We start from the raw sequence: 16373 nt of genomic DNA on the forward strand, positions 1-16373 counted from the left end.
ACCGTCAGTTCGGCCTTGCCCAGCGGTTCGACCGCATCAATGCGCGCGGTCGCCGCATCGATATAGGTCTGCTCCCGTTCGATACCAACGAAGTGGCGACCGAGGCGCTTTGCAACAGCACCCGTGGTGCCGGAACCGAAGAACGGATCAAGAATAACGTCGCCCGGCTTGCTCGAGGCCATCATAATACGGGCAAGCAGTGCTTCCGGCTTTTGCGTCGGATGAACTTTGTCGCCGTTTTCATCTTTCAGGCGTTCTGAGCCCGTGCAGATTGGGAACAGCCAATCAGAGCGCATCTGTACGTCGTCATTGGCAGCCTTCATGGCGTCGTAATTGAAGGTGTAACCTTTGCCCTTTGCATCTCGCGAAGCCCAGATCAGCGTTTCATGCGCGTTCTGGAAACGACGACCGCGGAAGTTCGGCATCGGATTGGTCTTGCGCCAGACGATATCGTTGAGCAGCCAGAAACCGATATCCTGCAACTGCGTGCCGACGCGGAAGATGTTGTGGTAAGAACCGATGACCCAGATAGTGCCATTTGGCTTCAGAACGCGGCGGCAGGCCAGAAGCCATGCGCGAGTGAAAGCATCATAGGCCTGAAAGCTTTCAAACTGGTCCCAATGATCATCAACGGCGCTGACCATCGTCTGATCAGGGCGATGAAGATCACCACCAAGCTGAAGATTGTATGGAGGATCGGCGAAAATGACGTCCACCGAGTGATCAGGAAGGCGTTCCAGAGCGGCAACGCAATCACCCTTGATGATAGAGTCGAGCCAAGCGGTACGTGGGGCCTCAATAGGCAACTCATGTGCAAGACGTACTAGGGACATGGGATACTCGATTACCTGTGAACGCTAAAAACTTGTCCTTATGGTTACTGAGTAGGGTAAATATGCGGTTAACGCCAAGTGATTGAAATCGTAAACCTTTTCTTAATTGAACGGTAAAGGCCCGCGTTTCCGGCACTTTTGCGAGCGATATGGCTTAAACAGTTTTCTTCCAGCCATATTAAAGCCGTCAACAAATTGCAGTGCAGAAATGCAATATGACGCAATCAATAAGGCTTGGTTATTCGTTTTGCGCCTATAATTGCCTTCAAGTGATTTGCTTCAACGTGCTGCTTGTCCGAAAACCGTTTCATATTTTGGACTGCAACCCGAGACTGATAAGCGTACCTGTTCTATGTGTCTGACATGAATATCAACGAGCTGCGCCACAACCGGTATTTGCGGGTTCTTTTCGTACCCTTCCGTATGCGCGCGCTTGTGCGCGGCAGTGAAATTGGTCTCGCTATCGCGGGCGTGGTTATCGGCGTGATTTCCGCGCTTGCTGTTGCAGCAATTGGCGGAATTTCTCAGTGGATGCACCAAGCTCTGTTCGGTCTTGCGGAAGGGGAGCGGCTCAGCTCCGCCTCGGATTTGAGTTCCAGCGCTTACATTGCTCCACTCGCGGGCGGCATCCTCATGGGCATTGTCATATGGGTACTGGCGCGCTGGCGTAAACGTCCCATCGTTGACCCCATTGAAGCCAATGCTTTGCACGGCGGCCATCTTTCGCTGACGGACAGTTTTATCCTCGTCGGGCAGAACCTTATTTCCAACGGGTTTGGTGCGTCCGTCGGGCTTGAAGCAGCTTATACGCAGCTCGCCAGTGGTTTCGCATCGCGTATCGGACGTGCACTGAAATTGCGCCGCGCCGATTTGCGTACTTTAGTTGGATGTGGTGCAGCAGCCGCGATTGCAAGCGCCTTTAACGCACCGCTGACCGGCGCTTTCTACGCATTTGAACTCATTATCGGCGTTTACTCGATTGCCACTCTTGCACCTGTGGTGGTCGCCGCAATCGTCGGCATGTTGGTCACACAAGCCATCGGTGGTCCGCCTTTTGTCATTCACATCGGACCTTTGGATAGCATTGCGGCGCGCGACTATGTGCCTGCACTGGTTCTCGGCTTTCTTGCTGCTGGCATCGCCATTCTCATCATGCGTGGTGTGACAACCGTTGAGCGCGCCGCACGCAAAAGTGTGGTCCCGACAGTTCTCGCTCCAGCCATTGGTGGCGCAATTGTCGGCATGATCGCTTTCGTCTCGCCACAAGTTCTGGCTTCCGGCCATGGCGCCCTGCATCTCGACCTGAATGCCAATCTAACCATTCCGGTTTTGCTGCTGCTAATTTTCAGCAAGTCACTGGCTTCAGCCATCTCAATCGGTTCAGGATTTCGCGGCGGCTTGTTCTTCGCGTCCCTGTTTCTTGGCGCGCTTACTGGAAAGCTCTTTGCAGCCGTGACCGGCTATGTCTTACCACTTACGCTTGAACCAGAGGTCTACGCTGTGATCGGCATGAGTTCGATGGCCGTCGCCATCGTTGGCGGCCCATTGACGATGACGTTTCTGGCTCTCGAATTGACTGGCGATTTCCCAATTGCGATGCTTGTGCTAGGTGCCGTCGTGTCTTCATCTCTGATGGTTCGCAAAACCTTCGGCTACTCCTTCGCAACCTGGCGTTTCCACTTGCGCGGTGAAGCTATACGTTCCGCACACGATATTGGCTGGATACGTAACCTGACTGTCACCCGGATGATGCGTCATGACGTGCGTACGGTGCAGATCGACACAGATATCGAAACATTCCGCCACGACTTTCCGCTTGGTTCGACACAGCGCGTCATCGCCGTCGATAGTGATGGCCGATATGTCGGCATGATTCCCGTTCCTGCTGCCTATTCCGAGAGTTTCGACACAACGGATGAGACACGCAGTATCTCCGAATTGTTGCGCTATCAGGATGAGTTCCTGCTTCCACAGATGAATGCCAAAGAAGCTGTTGCGCGTTTTGACCGTGCGGAAGCTGAAGCACTCGCAGTCATCAACAATGCACAGGACCGCAAAGTGCTGGGGCTTTTGAGTGAAGCACATACATTGCGTCGCTATAGTGAAGAACTAGATCGCCGCCGCCGTGAGGTTTCAGGCGAGGTCTAAGTTTACTGGCTTGTTTGGGAAGTGGGTTCGCTTCCGTTGTTTTCCGGCGTTGCGCGGTAATAATACGGGGTGGCAAAAATAAAAGTTAGAACGACGATAACTGCCAGAACAAACAGTACAACGGATTTACGCATCGAATTCTCCTTTGAGAGCGCATCAGGGAGAGCCTAAGCAAGCTTCACGGTGATACGCGTCAAGTATGTTTGTCAGATCGCATCACGCTCCGACCAAGAGAAAACGGTCAGCAACTGATATCGTTCCTGATATCCCTTCATCCTTGAAGACGCCAAGTTTGACGCCTAAGTCATAAAGGTGTAGCTCATCGGCGATAGTTCGGTGGGTGCTATTACCCCCACACCTCCCACACAAAGGCTTTTTGAAATGGCGGCTCCGTCCCTGATTATTTTTGACTGTGATGGCGTATTGGTGGACTCGGAATTCATCGCCGCACAAGTGGATGCCGCCCTTCTCACTGAAGCCGGTTATCCAATTGAAGCGGAAGAAGTGGGTGAGCGTTTCGCAGGCCTTACATGGCAGGACATCCTTCTCACCGTTGAGCGTGAAGCCGGAATTCCACTTTCGGCGTCCCTGCTCGATAAAGCCGACAAGCTGCTGGATGAACGCCTTAAGAACGAAGTTCAGGCGATTGAAGATATCGTCGAAGTCGTTTCAGCTCTTGGCCTTCCAAAGTGCATCTGCTCAAACTCGACCAGCGCTCGCCTTGAACTCATGCTGAAGCGCGTCGGCCTCTACGATCTTTTTGAACCAAACATCTTCTCGTCTCGTGAAGTTGGCTCCAAGAAGCCAAAGCCTGCACCAGACGTCTTCCTTCATGCAGCGAAGCACTTCGGTGTCGATCCGGCTGATGTAATCGTTATTGAAGATTCAGCCCACGGCATTCATGGCGCGCGCGCTGCGGGTATGCGCGTCATCGGCTTCACCGGAGGCGCTCACACCTATCCCGGACATGCGGACAAGCTGACCGATGCAGGTGCGGAAACAGTTATTCACCGCCACAAGGATCTTCCGGGCGTGATCGAAGCACTGTCAATTTGGACGGATGCCTGATTTTCGTCCATTTCTCCGGAATGGATTTTCGGGAGAATTATAGCCGCTCGTGCAATTGATGCAGCATATTCTCGCTGCATCAGTTTATGGAAATGAAGCATTTCTATCCGCTTAAAGCGCCTCCCGAAAAGTGTGAAACGGTTTTCGGAACAAGATGCGCGTTAAAACAGATGATTAGAGCGCTCAGGCAGCGCTACGCTTGCTCTTGCCCTTCGACGCGGCATTTAGTGTCGCAAGCAGCTCTTCAGATTCGCTTTCGCTCAATCCGATCAGCATGCGCTCACCCAGTGAAGCAGGCTCGCCTGAGATCGTATCGAAGATAGCCCAGGTATCCGTCGGTTCAAGCACGCGTTCATATTTCTGTTTCATGGGCATAGACCAGAGCGGTTTCTGTGAGCCGCCCCATCCTCTTGTTTCGTTGCAGTTTCAGTCGAAGATGATTGCGCCCGAACTCCAGATGCAGTCATCTCTGTTGATACTGTTCTAGCGCAAACCTCTTGCTATTCACTTCACACAAGCGGTTTAATTTAATTAGAATCTTATAGATTTGTCCTATAGTTAAATATCTATTTCGAATTAGGTGTCTTTGCCTGTCCGCGTTTTTTGGGGCTCTTAGAACCAACGACAAGCGCTTGAGCGAACTTGGCATCAACCGGCTTTCCGAAAAACCATCCCTGCCCTGAAATATCGCCACTAATGCTGCGAAAATATTCCGCCTGAGCGGCTGTCTCGATACCTTCCACGACGATATCGAGATTATGTCCATGCGCCATGGAAATGATCTGCGGAACGATCGAAACCTTGCTATCCTCGTCACCCACGGTTCGGGTGAAAGCCTTATCGATCTTGATCGCGTCGACCTGCAACTCTCCCAGATAGGCAAGACTGGAATAGCCAGTACCGAAGTCGTCGATATAGATCCGGTGGCCCCGCTCACGCAGGTCCTTGATACCTTCGGAAGCCTTAGAAAAGTCAACAGCAGTGCGTTCAGTCAGCTCCAGCCCAATCTGATGGGGATCAATGTCGGCAGCAAGCAAGCGTTGCTCAAGTGCTGCCCTGAAAGTTGGGTTCTGCACATCACCTGCCGTCATATTGATATTGATACGTAAATCGCGCTGCTCACGAAGCAGCTCACCCATTTCTGCAAGCATATGATCGACGACGTAGATAGTGATCCTGTCAGCAATCCCAGCAGTTTCCGCACGCGCTATAAACAGATCGGGCGGGACAAAATCGCCTTTCGTTATTTCCCAACGAATTAGCGCCTCAAAACCGGTAATTCTACCACTGCCGATGCAGACAACGGGTTGATAAACGAGTGTCAGACTGTTCGCCGCCAGAGCCTTCTTCAAAAGTGAAACCAATGATCGGTCGCGATTGCGATAGTGATTCCAACCGACACCGAGCCCTGCTCCTACGCATGTGCCAAGAACTGTGAACAGGACAGGCAAAATGCCATCCGACTGCGTATGCCAGCTTTCTGACGTCGCCAGAGCAATACAAACACCCGTGACGGGGTCGCAGGTGTTTTCCCGCAGGATATCGTCTCCAACACCGAAAAATCGACTATTCCTCGTCGGTACAAAACTATTCTGGACATTGCCGGGAAATTCATCCGGAAAGCTGTAGAGACGAGCAGATTTTGTTTTATCGGAATTCACGAGAAAAACTGCGAAATGATACTGCGAGACATGCAGAGCATCAAAAGCAACCGAACTTAATACGACATTGGCTTCAGCCCGCCCCATGACAGGCCCATGACTACCGGGCGTGAGCAGCTGATGGTCGCCATAAACATAAGTTCCGTCTCCCAAAAGCACATCTTCAGTCGAGCGTACCTCATCGGTGTCAATGTCGTTTAACAAGGTCGAGCACTGAAGGCGATCATTGATAAGACGACCGATGTCTTTGATATGATAGGCACTGAACAGCAGTTCTCTCAAATAACGTTTATCGTCGTCTGAGCAGACCAGGTAAGGTGAGCGGTTCGTTTGTTCCAGAGTTTTCCGGGCGGAAGTGACAATGCGGTTTGCCTGAGACATGAGCACGGTCATATACGCGTCCATGTCGCGTTCTTCTTCCAGAAGCTGGAAACGTTCTCCGGTCCATTTGCCTATTATTGCGCCAAGCAGCAGCATGACGACGACCAGGATATAAACAGGCAAAATAACAGACCTGCGTTGAAGTCCCATCAGAAAACCTGCCGTTTCAATATCGACAATCGAGAATCCAGTTTAAAACTGCGCCGCCATACTTATATGGCGCACAAAAACAAATAATGTAAATGAATAATGCTCAAATATTCTTGCTAAAGATCAAAACCAAACTTTCAAAAAAGCAATATATAATACAGTACTAAAACTTTCGGAGCACTATAATTAGCAATTAATTCAAAGTGCAAGTCTAAAAAAGGCGCTCACAATCACGGTGAACGCCTCTTTTGATTAGCAGTTTCCAGCTGCACCAGTAATGTCGATGCATATTCTTAGAGCGCCAATGTGATTGGATCAGATCGGCGTTCTAAATTGAGAAATTATTTGGTGTTATACGGACCTTCGTCGAAGCCCACGAAAATCTGAACGCTGCGAGCACTTTCAGACGGCACCGTAATTCCCTTGTCGTTAAAGACGAACTGCGTAGCACCGCCACCGCTGGTAACACTAACAGCCTGCTTGTGGAGCTTGGAGTAGATCACCTTGTCGCCCTGAACCACGGCTACGCGCACCGGCATAGTGACATTTCCGCTCTTGTACTTCGGACCCGGTACGACCTTACCAGCCGCTGCTACATCAAGGGTGATAGTCCCTTCGCCATATTGGCAGCTGCGAGTGGTGTCGGTCAGAGCAGCCTGATAAATCACTCGGCTTGCATCCTTATCGCCGCCTTTTTCATAAGTGTTGAAATAGGCTGTACCGTCACGCAACGTGACGGATGGGCAAAAGGCGCGAAGCTCCGATTCCTTCACACGAGGCTGGCTTGCGTCCGTAAGCGCGCCATCCGCAGACTTCTGCGTGCCGCTTGTGGTGCAGCCTGCAAGCGCTGCGAGCAAAACCGTTGCAAAGACTGGAAACAACGATGAACGATTCTGTAATGCTTTCTGCATAAACCGGGCTTCCCTGCACTGATCGACCTGTTCTATACCACTACGCAATGCATAGCGTGAGGGTGTTTTCCTGTTTTTTGTCGCCAAGAGCAACCCCATCCCTCAAAGGTTGCTTTAATTCTTGCGGCTTTTTTAGGGACGCTCTATTGCATTGACGGCTAAAAATCTGCCTCGACCCGAAATGAAGGCCTTTGAGATGAAATATATCAGTACCCGCGGCGAAGCACCTGTTCTGGGGTTCAGCGACGCTTTGCTCGCCGGACTTGCCCGCGACGGCGGTCTTTATCTCCCACAGGAATATCCGCAGTTCAGCGCCGATCAGATCCGCGATCTTCGTGGAAAATCCTATGTGGATATCGCATTGGCCGTGCTGACACCCTTCACTGGCGGCGAGATTCCTCAGACCGATTTCGAACGCATGGTACGCGAAGCCTATAGCTCCTTCCGCCACGATGCTGTCTGCCCATTGGTTCAGACCGGCGCGAACGAATATGTGCTTGAGCTGTTTCATGGCCCGACACTCGCCTTCAAAGACGTCGCCATGCAGCTCCTTGCGCGCATGATGGACTACGTTCTTGCCCAACGCGGTGAGCGCGCGACCATTGTTGGCGCGACATCCGGCGACACGGGTGGTGCGGCTATCGAAGCCTTCGGCGGTCGCGATAACACCGATATCTTTATTCTCTTCCCGAATGGCCGTGTGTCTCCGGTGCAGCAGCGCCAGATGACCAGCTCGGGCTTCTCGAATGTTCATGCCCTTTCTATCGAAGGCAATTTCGACGACTGCCAGAACCTCGTCAAAGGCATGTTCAACGATCTTCAATTCCGCGACAGCATTTCGCTATCCGGCGTTAATTCGATCAACTGGGGACGCATTATGTCCCAGGTGGTTTATTATTTCTCCGCAGCACTGAGCCTTGGCGCGCCAGATCGCGCAGTCTCGTTCACCGTGCCAACCGGCAATTTCGGCGATATTTTTGCGGGTTATGTCGCCAAAAAAATGGGCTTGCCAATCGAGCGCCTCATTATTGCGACCAATGACAACGACATTCTTTCGCGCACGCTTCAAACCGGCGCTTATGAAATGCGCGGCGTCGAACAGACCACGTCGCCATCGATGGACATTCAAATTTCGTCCAACTTTGAGCGCCTGCTGTTTGAAGCACATGATCGTGATGCGGCGGCGGTGCGTGGTTTGATGGAAGGCCTGAAGCAATCGGGAGGCTTCACCATTTCCGAAAAGCCGCTTGCTGCTATCCGCAGCGAGTTTTCGGCTGGTCGCTCTTCGGTTGAAGAAACGGCGCAAACCATTCAATCTGTTCTGGAAACCGACGGTTATCTGCTGGATCCACACTCGGCGATTGCGGTTAAGGTCGCTCGCGAAAGTGTGTCTGAAGCAGCTCCGATGGTGGTTCTGGCAACCGCACATCCGGCCAAATTCCCCGATGCTGTAAAGGCTGCAAGCGGTGTTACTCCAGCGCTTCCGGCATGGCTTTCGGACCTTATGGAACGAAAAGAAAGTTTCACGGTTCTTCACAACGACCTGAAAATCGTGGAAGAATACGTTCGCCGTCATTCTCGGGCATGAATTCAAACCTTTTGCGAGAATAAGAACGGGAACCCGAATGGGACTATGGGAGCATTTTTCTGATGGGTGTTGAAGTAACGCGTCTTTCCAACGGCCTGACAATTGCCACCGATAACATGCCGCATGTGGAAAGTGTTGCGTTGGGTATCTGGGTCAAAGCTGGTGCTCGAAATGAAGCGCCTGACCGGCATGGCATAGCCCACCTCCTTGAACATATGGCGTTCAAAGGGACGGAAAAGCGCACGGCCTGGCAAATTGCCTCCGACATTGAAAATGTGGGTGGCGAGATAAACGCAGCTACGAGCGTCGAAACCACGTCCTATTACGCGCGTGTCTTGCGCAATGACGTGCCGCTGGCAATCGATATTCTCGCTGATATTCTGACCGCCTCTAAGTTCGATGAAGCCGAGCTTGAACGCGAGAAGCAGGTTATCATGCAGGAAATCGGTGCGGCGCACGATACGCCTGACGATATAGTCTTCGACCGGTTTACGGAAACGGCCTATCGTCATCAGCCTATCGGCCGCGCCATTCTGGGCGAGCCGGATACGGTGATGTCGTTTACGTCCGCTGATCTTCGTCAGTATATGGACGAGCAATACAGCGCCGACCGCATGGTTGTGACCGCAGCTGGCGGCATCGATCACGATCAGTTCGTGAAAGAAGTGGAACAGCGCCTGGGTGGCTTCCGCGCTCACAACACGGCCCCTACGCTTGACCTCGCAACCTATGTTGGCGGCGACTTCCGTGAAGATCGTGATCTAATGGATGCGCAGGTTCTGATCGGCTTTGAAGGTCGCGCCTATCATGTACGCGACTTCTACGCCTCTCAGCTTCTGTCGATGATTCTCGGCGGCGGCATGTCCTCACGCCTGTTCCAGGAAGTGCGCGAAAAGCGTGGCCTTTGTTATTCGGTCTATGCGTTCCATTGGGGCTTCTCTGACACCGGCCTGTTCGGCATTCATGCAGCAACCGGTCGTGATGAGCTTGTCGAGCTTCTGCCCGTCATCATTGATGAGCTGCATAAGGCTGCAGACTCCATTCAGCTCGAAGAAGTGAACCGTGCTCGTGCGCAGTATAGTGCTAGCCTGCTGATGTCACAGGAAAGTGCTGCCAGCCGTGCAGGTCAGCTTGCGCGTCAGTTCCTGCTTTATGGCCGTCCGGTTGCAAACAGTGAGCTGATGGACCGCCTCTCGCAGATCACCCCTGAACGCCTGAGTGATCTTGCAGGCCGACTGTTCCTAGACACTAAGCCGACAATTGCCGGTGTTGGTCCGGTCGGACGCTTGATGAGCTTTGATCGGCTGACTGATGCGCTTTCGACGAGCGCGCATACAAGGAAGATTGCTGTCTAAGGGAAATAGGGGGACCAGGGTAGGCTTGGCTGAATCAACAGAGCGATACTGTTTGTTCATTTTTTAAAACACGCGCCATCGCTCCCCTCCCCCTGCTCTCATAACAACACAGGAACCCGCATGATCGGCCTGCCATTCCGGCGCAGCAATCCGACAGTTCTTCGCGGTCCACGCGTTTACATACGCGAACCGATGATGAGTGATTTTGCCGCCTGGACCAGCCTGCGGGCGCAAAGCCGGGCTTTTCTCACCCCATGGGAACCCACCTGGGCCGACGACGAACTTACAAAAAGTGCTTTTCGCTATCGGATACGCCGCGTTCAGGACGAAATGTCTGACGGAACCGGCTATCCGTTTTTTATTTTCCGCAACAACGACCACCAGATTGTCGGCGGTATAACGCTTGGCAACATCAAGCGCGGCGTGGGTCAGAATGGCATGGTCGGCTATTGGAGCGGCGCTTCATTTGCCGGAAAAGGCTATATGACTGAGGCACTCAATCTGGTTATCCCCTTTGCATTCGGTCAACTGAGGTTGCACCGAATTGAAGCTGCCTGTATTCCCCATAATGTTCGTTCGATACGGCTTCTCGAAAAAGCCGGATTTCAGAGAGAAGGACTGTTGCGCTCCTATCTCAAGATAAACGGCTTCTGGCAGGATCACCTGCTGTTTGCTCTGATAGAAAGCGACAAACGCATGATCAATGGCAAGGTTGAACGCTCGTGAACGGTCTTACAGACAAGTTATTTTCAACTCTTGCGCGGTTTCTCGCGCTTATCGTCTTTATGACCTTTTCAGTCGTTCAGGCATCTGCTGTTGAACCTATAAAAATCTCGAAGGAAGATACTGCCCTTGATCTTTCGCGCGCTGTTGAGCTGCTGCGTAATCAGGGCGAAAGCGTTCAGGTTTCTACAGCTCCCGGTGCTGATGGCATTGTTCGCCGCATTGAGGTGCAGGCTGATCCAAATTCCAACGCATCCGGTGACTGGGCCGCGTTTTCCATTGCCAACCCGACAGACGAGCAGATAGACCGCCTGATTGTTGCACCACACTTCCGTCTGGTCGGCTCTGGCGTCATCTGGCCGGATCTTGGTTCGCCGCGCATTTCATCGATTACGCCCAGTGAGGGCTTTGCGCTTGATCGTCAGCCAAGTGCCGATGCCGACGTTTTCCGCATCACGCTCAATCCGGGTACGGTTGTCACCTTCGTTGCCGAGCTTTCCTCGCATAATCTGCCACAGCTCTATCTGTGGGAGCCGGAAGCCTACAAGGATGCGGTTAACTCCTACACGCTTTATCGTGGCATTCTGCTTGGCATTTCGGGCCTTCTGGCCCTGTTCCTGACCATTCTCTTCGTCGTCAAGGGAACCTCACTGTTTCCGGCCACCGCGGCCCTTGCATGGGCGGTTCTTGCCTATATCTGCGTTGACTTCGGCTTCTGGAACAAGCTGATGGAGATAACGCCCGGAAATGAGCAAGTCTGGCGAGCGGGTACCGAAGTCGCCCTTGCCGCCTCTCTGGTGATTTTCCTTTTCACCTATCTCAACCTCAATCGCTGGCACGACCATTTCAGCTATGGTGCCGTTACATGGGTTCTCGGCCTTCTGGCGCTCGCAGGCGTTGCGGTTTTCGACCCACCAATTGCTTCGGGTATTGCGCGCATGTCGCTGGCATTAACCGTTGCGTCAGGCATTTTCATCATCGGTTATCTTGCCGTCAAAGGCTATGATCGAGCGGTGATGCTGATCCCCGCATGGTTGCTCACGCTCATATGGCTCCTCGGCGCATGGATGACGGTTTCGGGGAAACTGGATAATGACATTATCCAACCCGCACTTGGCGGTGGTCTTGTGCTTATTGTATTGCTGATTGGCTTCACCGTCATGCAGCACGCCTTTTCAGGCGGGGCACTTCAGCAAGGTCTGCTTTCTGACATGGAACGTCAGGCACTTGCTGTGATTGGTGCAGGTGACATTGTCTGGGATTGGGACGTACCGCGTGACCGTGTTGTCACAACGCCAGATATCGCAAACTATCTCGGCAACACAGCGAGTTCACTGCAAGGCCCAGTCCGTAACTGGCTGCCGGCCATGCACGCTGATGATCGCGACCGTTTCCGGTCCACACTCGATGCCGTTCTCGAAAATCGCCGCGGACGAATTGGACAGATTTTCCGTCTGCGCGCCAATGATGGCCATTATCACTGGTATGCGCTGCGTGCTCGCCCCGTGATTGGTTCAGACGGTGAGATTGTCCGCTGCGTCGGCACATTGATTAACGTGACTGAGCAGAAAAAAGCCGAAGAACGTCTGCTGCACGATGCCGTGCATGACAATCTGACTGGCTTGCCAAATCGTGAGCTTTTCCTCGACCGCCTAAGCAATGTGATGAACATGGCGCGTGGCGAGAGCAGATTGCATCCGACCGTGTTTATTATCGACATTGACCGTTTCAAGCAGGTCAATGACAGTCTCGGCATGTCAGCAGGCGATACAATCCTGCTCACCATTTCTCGCCGCTTGTCGCGCCTGATGAAGCCACAGGATACGCTTTCGCGCCTGTCTTCTGATCAGTTTGGGCTCCTCCTTGCCTCTGAAAGCGACCCGGGGCGTATTGCTTCCTTTGCTGAAGCCCTCCGTCAGGCAGTCCGCGCGCCTATCGCCTATGCAAAACGCGAAATCGTGCTGACAGCATCGGTCGGCCTCATCACCTGGACGAAGACTGCATCAACAGCTGAAGATTTTGTCAAGGATGCAGAGCTTGCGATGCATCAGGCCAAGCGCTTCGGCGGCGACCGCATCGAACCATTCCGCCCAGCATTCCGCGCCATTGGCAGCGATAAATTGCAGCTCGAATCTGATTTGCGCCGTGCGCTTGAGCGCGATGAAATCAGTCTCGTTTATCAGCCAATTGTCCGATTGGACGAAGGAACAATTGCAGGCTTTGAAGCTCTGATGCGTTGGGAGCATCCGCGCCGTGGTGCGATCCCACCATCGGAATTCATTCCGATTGCAGAGAGCTCTGGTCTGATTGTGCAGCTTGGTCTGTTTGCTATTCAGCGTGCGGCAGAAGATCTGTTCGCTTGGCAAGAACAGTTTTCCAAGCTCGACCTGTTTGTGTCAGTCAATCTTTCGAGCACGCAATTGATACGACAAGACCTCATCAATGATGTGCGCTCGGTTCTCTCGCGCATTCACCTCAATCCCGGTAGCCTCAAACTCGAATTGACAGAATCCGTTCTGATGGAAAATCCCGAGCAATCGGCCCATGTGCTGGCACGCTTGAAAACCATGGGTGTTGGCCTATCGCTTGACGATTTCGGCACTGGCTATTCGTCGCTCGCTTATCTTACCCGCTTCCCGTTCGATATAATCAAGATCGACCGCTCATTCGTTAAAGGCGACCAACCGCAGAAAACCACACTTCTGCGCTCTATCGTCAGCATGGCCCATGACCTCGGTCTCGCTGTCGTGACAGAAGGCGTCGATAGCGAAAGCGACGCGCTTCAACTGCGCCAGATGGGTTGTGAATATGTGCAGAGCTTCATGTTCGGCGAACCGTCGAGCCGCGATGAAGCGACACGCCTGATCCGAGAGCAGCAGGATTCTGCTGCAGCGTGATTTTAGGGAATAGGCACCTAGCGGTTGTTTCAGATAACGGAAGCATACACCTTTATTGCCTAAGTCAACTATTCCCTTAGACTTAGATCACGCATGACCTGCTTCGGAAACGAGCCGGGTCACATCAATGCCCATACGAGCCATCAGCCGGTCGTACTTTCCGGCAATGTCGCTGTCGAACAGCATGTCCATGGGGGCAGGACATGCGAGCCAGCCGTTCTCGGCAAATTCCATATCAAGTTGCCCAGGAGACCAGCCCGAATATCCGAGCGTCATAAGAGCCTGAGCAGGGCCGCCCCCGCCATAGATAGCGCGTAGGATATCGACCGTTGCTGTCAGGCACACATCTTCTGAAACAGGCATGGTGGAATCCACCATGTAATCATCGGTGTGGAGCACAAAGCCGCGCGTGCGATCCACAGGCCCGCCATTGCGCACGATCATGTTCTGCGCACGCGAGGGAAGAACGATAAGATCCTCATCGTCGATAACACCAATCTGACGAAGCAGATCGGGGAAACCCACCGGCTGAAGCTGATTGATAATGAAACCCATCGCGCCTTCTTCAGAATGCGCACAGATATAGACCACAGCGCGGGCGAAGCGCTCGTCGTTCATTCCGGGCATGGCGAGCAGGAATTGCCCGTTCAAGAAACCCTGCTCCTGGTTTGGCTTCCTGAGAATGGTCATAGCTATCAAGGTAGCAAGACTGCGCCAAATGACAATGAAAATCGTGCAAAGTTCCTTATTGTTTCGAACGGGCTTGATTTCCGGTTGCTTAATGAAGCAACCTCTCCGCGAAGAAATGCAATTAATGATTGAGAAGAATCACCAGCATGTTGATGTATATAGTTGTAGTTTCAGCAGTATTTTTCCTGGCTTACTCTATATATGCGCAGGTCAGACTTTCTCCGCTTATCGATTACATCAGACAAAGCCCGTCAATGACGAAGGCGATCGGAGATGTGTCTGATCTCTATTATCTTTTCACCATGCCACGCGGTAACTATCGTTTCGCACTATATCTCTGGCACAACCCTACACCGCCCGATGAAATCGCTTCAAATTTCGCGGATTATGACAGGCTGCGCATCATATCCAATATCGCGTTTCTGTTTCATCTTGGTCTCGGCTTTCTGATCTTTTCTAGTGTCGCGCTGCAATTGTTGCTGAAACACTGAACTACAATTTGCAGGCATAAAATCAGCCTTGATAGAAACATGATTTTCTACCAATCTCGCCGCATGAGATCTTTGAAGTTTCTTGTCCTCCCTTTGCTCATGAGCGCAGCATTTTCTGCGCAAGCCGCTACATCTGACTGGTCGGAAACGCCGGGCGGCAAAGTGCGCGTTATTATCGAAGGTGCAAAGCCAGACGGCGAAGTGCGCGGCGCGTTGCAGATCGATCTTAACCCGGGCTGGAAAACCTATTGGCGCAATCCGGGTGATGCAGGCGTACCGCCGCAGCTTAGCATTGAAGGTGACACTTTTGCGCGGATCGACTTCCCTGCCCCCGTGCATTTTGACGCTGGGGGTGAAGGCGGTATCGGTTACAAGCATTCGGTGTCGTTGCCATTGACCTTCCACGTAAAGCCCGGCGAGCAACGCCTGAAAGGACACGTTTTCCTTGGTGTCTGTGAGAAAATCTGCATTCCCGTTCAGGCTCAGTTTGACTTTCCATTGAATGAAACCTCTGCACAATCGCCTCAAGCCATTGCCGCGCGTACGATCATCGAAACAGCCTTTGATCGGCTGCCAACTCCCGCATCGGCTGAATTCGGCATAAAAACCGCCAAGCGGGAGGATAGCAAAGCGGTTTTCGAGATCGCACTTCCCGATGCACAAGCACCTGCTGAACTGTTTGTCGGAAGCGATCAGCTTAGCCTTTCCGAAGCAAAGCGCCAGAGCGCTAGCGACCAGTCGCGCTTCGCAGCAACGCTACATGGTAAAGCCGCAGACGGCGCACTGATCGACTATACGCTGGTTCAGAATGGTAAAGCAGTTTCCGGACAAGTTCGGCTGGATTAACGTGCAAGATCAGTAATTTGAAATTGTGGAATGGGCTATTATCAGCTTAAATGCCTTTGCCACGTTTCAAGCATGGGCACTCGAAATTCAGCCATCATAAAGGTGGGCCATAACGGCAAAAGCTCACCTTCAGGAGAAAAACGATGACGATCAAAGTTGGTGACAAGCTGCCCGCAGCAACCTTCAAGGTAAAGACCGCAGACGGCGTCAAAGAAGTGACGACCGACGAAGTCTTCGCTGGCAAGAAGGTTGTTCTGTTTGCGGTTCCCGGCGCTTTCACGCCGACCTGCAGCCTTAACCACCTGCCTGGCTATCTCGAAAACCGCGACACCATCCTTGCAAAAGGCGTTGATCAGATCGCAGTCGTTGCCGTGAATGACGCTTTCGTTATGGGCGCATGGGCACAGAGCACAGGCGGCGAAGGCAAGATTCTCTATCTCGCTGACGGTTCGGCCCTGTTCACCAAAGCTCTCGGTCTGGAACTGGATGCGACCGCTGGTGGCCTTGGCATCCGCTCGAAGCGCTATTCGGCAATTGTTGAAGACGGCGTGCTCAAGACCCTCAACATCGAAGAACAGGCTGGTCAGGCCGCAACTTCAAGTGCTGCGACCCTCATCGAGCAGCTGTAATC

Annotated in this window: 15 protein-coding genes; 9 read left to right on the forward strand and 6 right to left on the reverse strand. The window is 52.6% G+C overall.

Translation table 11 applies throughout. The features are described 5' to 3' along the window. Window positions 1-833: site-specific DNA-methyltransferase (locus tag RT142_RS23020; protein WP_313031880.1), on the reverse strand; the 833-nt coding region annotated here is incomplete at its 3' end. Window positions 834-1196: 363 nt separating this feature from the next. On the opposite strand from RT142_RS23020, the gene RT142_RS23025 reads away from it, so the two are divergent. Continuing rightward, window positions 1197-2981 carry a chloride channel protein gene (locus tag RT142_RS23025; protein WP_313031882.1) on the forward strand — a complete coding sequence of 595 codons (1785 nt, stop codon included), beginning with the start codon at window positions 1197-1199 and terminating at the stop codon, window positions 2979-2981. Between the two features lie 2 nt (window positions 2982-2983). On the opposite strand, the gene RT142_RS23030 is transcribed toward RT142_RS23025, so the two are convergent. Then, window positions 2984-3115 (reverse strand): hypothetical protein, encoded by a 132-nt coding sequence (locus RT142_RS23030; RefSeq protein WP_256443839.1) that lies wholly within the window; start codon window positions 3113-3115, stop codon window positions 2984-2986. 247 nt (window positions 3116-3362) lie between these two features. Here RT142_RS23030 and RT142_RS23035 point away from each other — a divergent pair, with 247 nt between their 5' ends. Continuing rightward, a complete protein-coding gene (locus RT142_RS23035) occupies window positions 3363-4049 on the forward strand; it encodes an HAD family hydrolase (protein ID WP_007874055.1) in 687 nt (228 codons plus the stop codon). A gap of 183 nt (window positions 4050-4232) precedes the next feature. On the opposite strand, the gene RT142_RS23040 is transcribed toward RT142_RS23035, so the two are convergent. The 3 genes from RT142_RS23040 to RT142_RS23050 all read right to left on the reverse strand — a co-directional run bounded on the left by RT142_RS23040 (window position 4233) and on the right by RT142_RS23050 (window position 7152). Next, window positions 4233-4418 (reverse strand): hypothetical protein, encoded by a 186-nt coding sequence (locus tag RT142_RS23040; protein WP_064320293.1) that lies wholly within the window; start codon window positions 4416-4418, stop codon window positions 4233-4235. Between the two features lie 197 nt (window positions 4419-4615). Beyond that, window positions 4616-6241, reverse strand: a complete 1626-nt coding sequence (locus tag RT142_RS23045) for an EAL domain-containing protein (RefSeq protein WP_112806988.1) — start codon at window positions 6239-6241, stop codon at window positions 4616-4618. Window positions 6242-6582: 341 nt separating this feature from the next. Then, the gene (locus tag RT142_RS23050; RefSeq protein ID WP_007874049.1) at window positions 6583-7152 is read right to left on the reverse strand and encodes a hypothetical protein; all 570 of its coding nucleotides are present in this window, start codon (window positions 7150-7152) and stop codon (window positions 6583-6585) included. A gap of 196 nt (window positions 7153-7348) precedes the next feature. Here RT142_RS23050 and thrC point away from each other — a divergent pair, with 196 nt between their 5' ends. The 4 genes from thrC to RT142_RS23070 all read left to right on the forward strand — a co-directional run bounded on the left by thrC (window position 7349) and on the right by RT142_RS23070 (window position 13715). Continuing rightward, complete coding sequence (thrC, locus tag RT142_RS23055) at window positions 7349-8740, forward strand: threonine synthase (protein WP_313031888.1); 1392 nt, start codon at window positions 7349-7351, stop codon at window positions 8738-8740. Between the two features lie 62 nt (window positions 8741-8802). Further along, window positions 8803-10095 carry a M16 family metallopeptidase gene (locus RT142_RS23060; protein WP_007874043.1) on the forward strand — a complete coding sequence of 431 codons (1293 nt, stop codon included), beginning with the start codon at window positions 8803-8805 and terminating at the stop codon, window positions 10093-10095. Window positions 10096-10215: 120 nt separating this feature from the next. Continuing rightward, window positions 10216-10821, forward strand: coding sequence for a GNAT family N-acetyltransferase (locus RT142_RS23065; protein ID WP_007874042.1), 606 nt, complete (start codon window positions 10216-10218; stop codon window positions 10819-10821). A gap of 59 nt (window positions 10822-10880) precedes the next feature. Beyond that, window positions 10881-13715: an EAL domain-containing protein gene (locus tag RT142_RS23070; protein WP_313031909.1), complete on the forward strand. Its 2835-nt coding sequence runs from the start codon at window positions 10881-10883 to the stop codon at window positions 13713-13715. 87 nt (window positions 13716-13802) lie between these two features. On the opposite strand, the gene RT142_RS23075 is transcribed toward RT142_RS23070, so the two are convergent. Continuing rightward, window positions 13803-14405, reverse strand: coding sequence for a YqgE/AlgH family protein (locus tag RT142_RS23075; protein WP_007874038.1), 603 nt, complete (start codon window positions 14403-14405; stop codon window positions 13803-13805). A 275-nt stretch (window positions 14406-14680) separates the two neighbouring features. Between RT142_RS23075 and RT142_RS23080 the strand changes: the two genes are divergently transcribed. The 3 genes from RT142_RS23080 (at window position 14681) to RT142_RS23090 (ending at window position 16371) form a co-directional block, all read left to right on the forward strand. Continuing rightward, window positions 14681-14896, forward strand: coding sequence for a hypothetical protein (locus RT142_RS23080; RefSeq protein WP_161624136.1), 216 nt, complete (start codon window positions 14681-14683; stop codon window positions 14894-14896). A 63-nt stretch (window positions 14897-14959) separates the two neighbouring features. After that, entirely contained in the window at window positions 14960-15742 is a 783-nt protein-coding gene (locus tag RT142_RS23085) for a protein-disulfide reductase DsbD domain-containing protein (RefSeq protein WP_112807072.1), read from the forward strand. 143 nt (window positions 15743-15885) lie between these two features. Further along, window positions 15886-16371 (forward strand): peroxiredoxin, encoded by a 486-nt coding sequence (locus RT142_RS23090; RefSeq protein ID WP_007874034.1) that lies wholly within the window; start codon window positions 15886-15888, stop codon window positions 16369-16371. Window positions 16372-16373 lie beyond the last annotated feature (2 nt).

Source organism: Brucella sp., assembly GCF_032066345.1.
Classification (GTDB): Bacteria; Pseudomonadota; Alphaproteobacteria; order Rhizobiales; family Rhizobiaceae; genus Brucella; species Brucella pseudogrignonensis.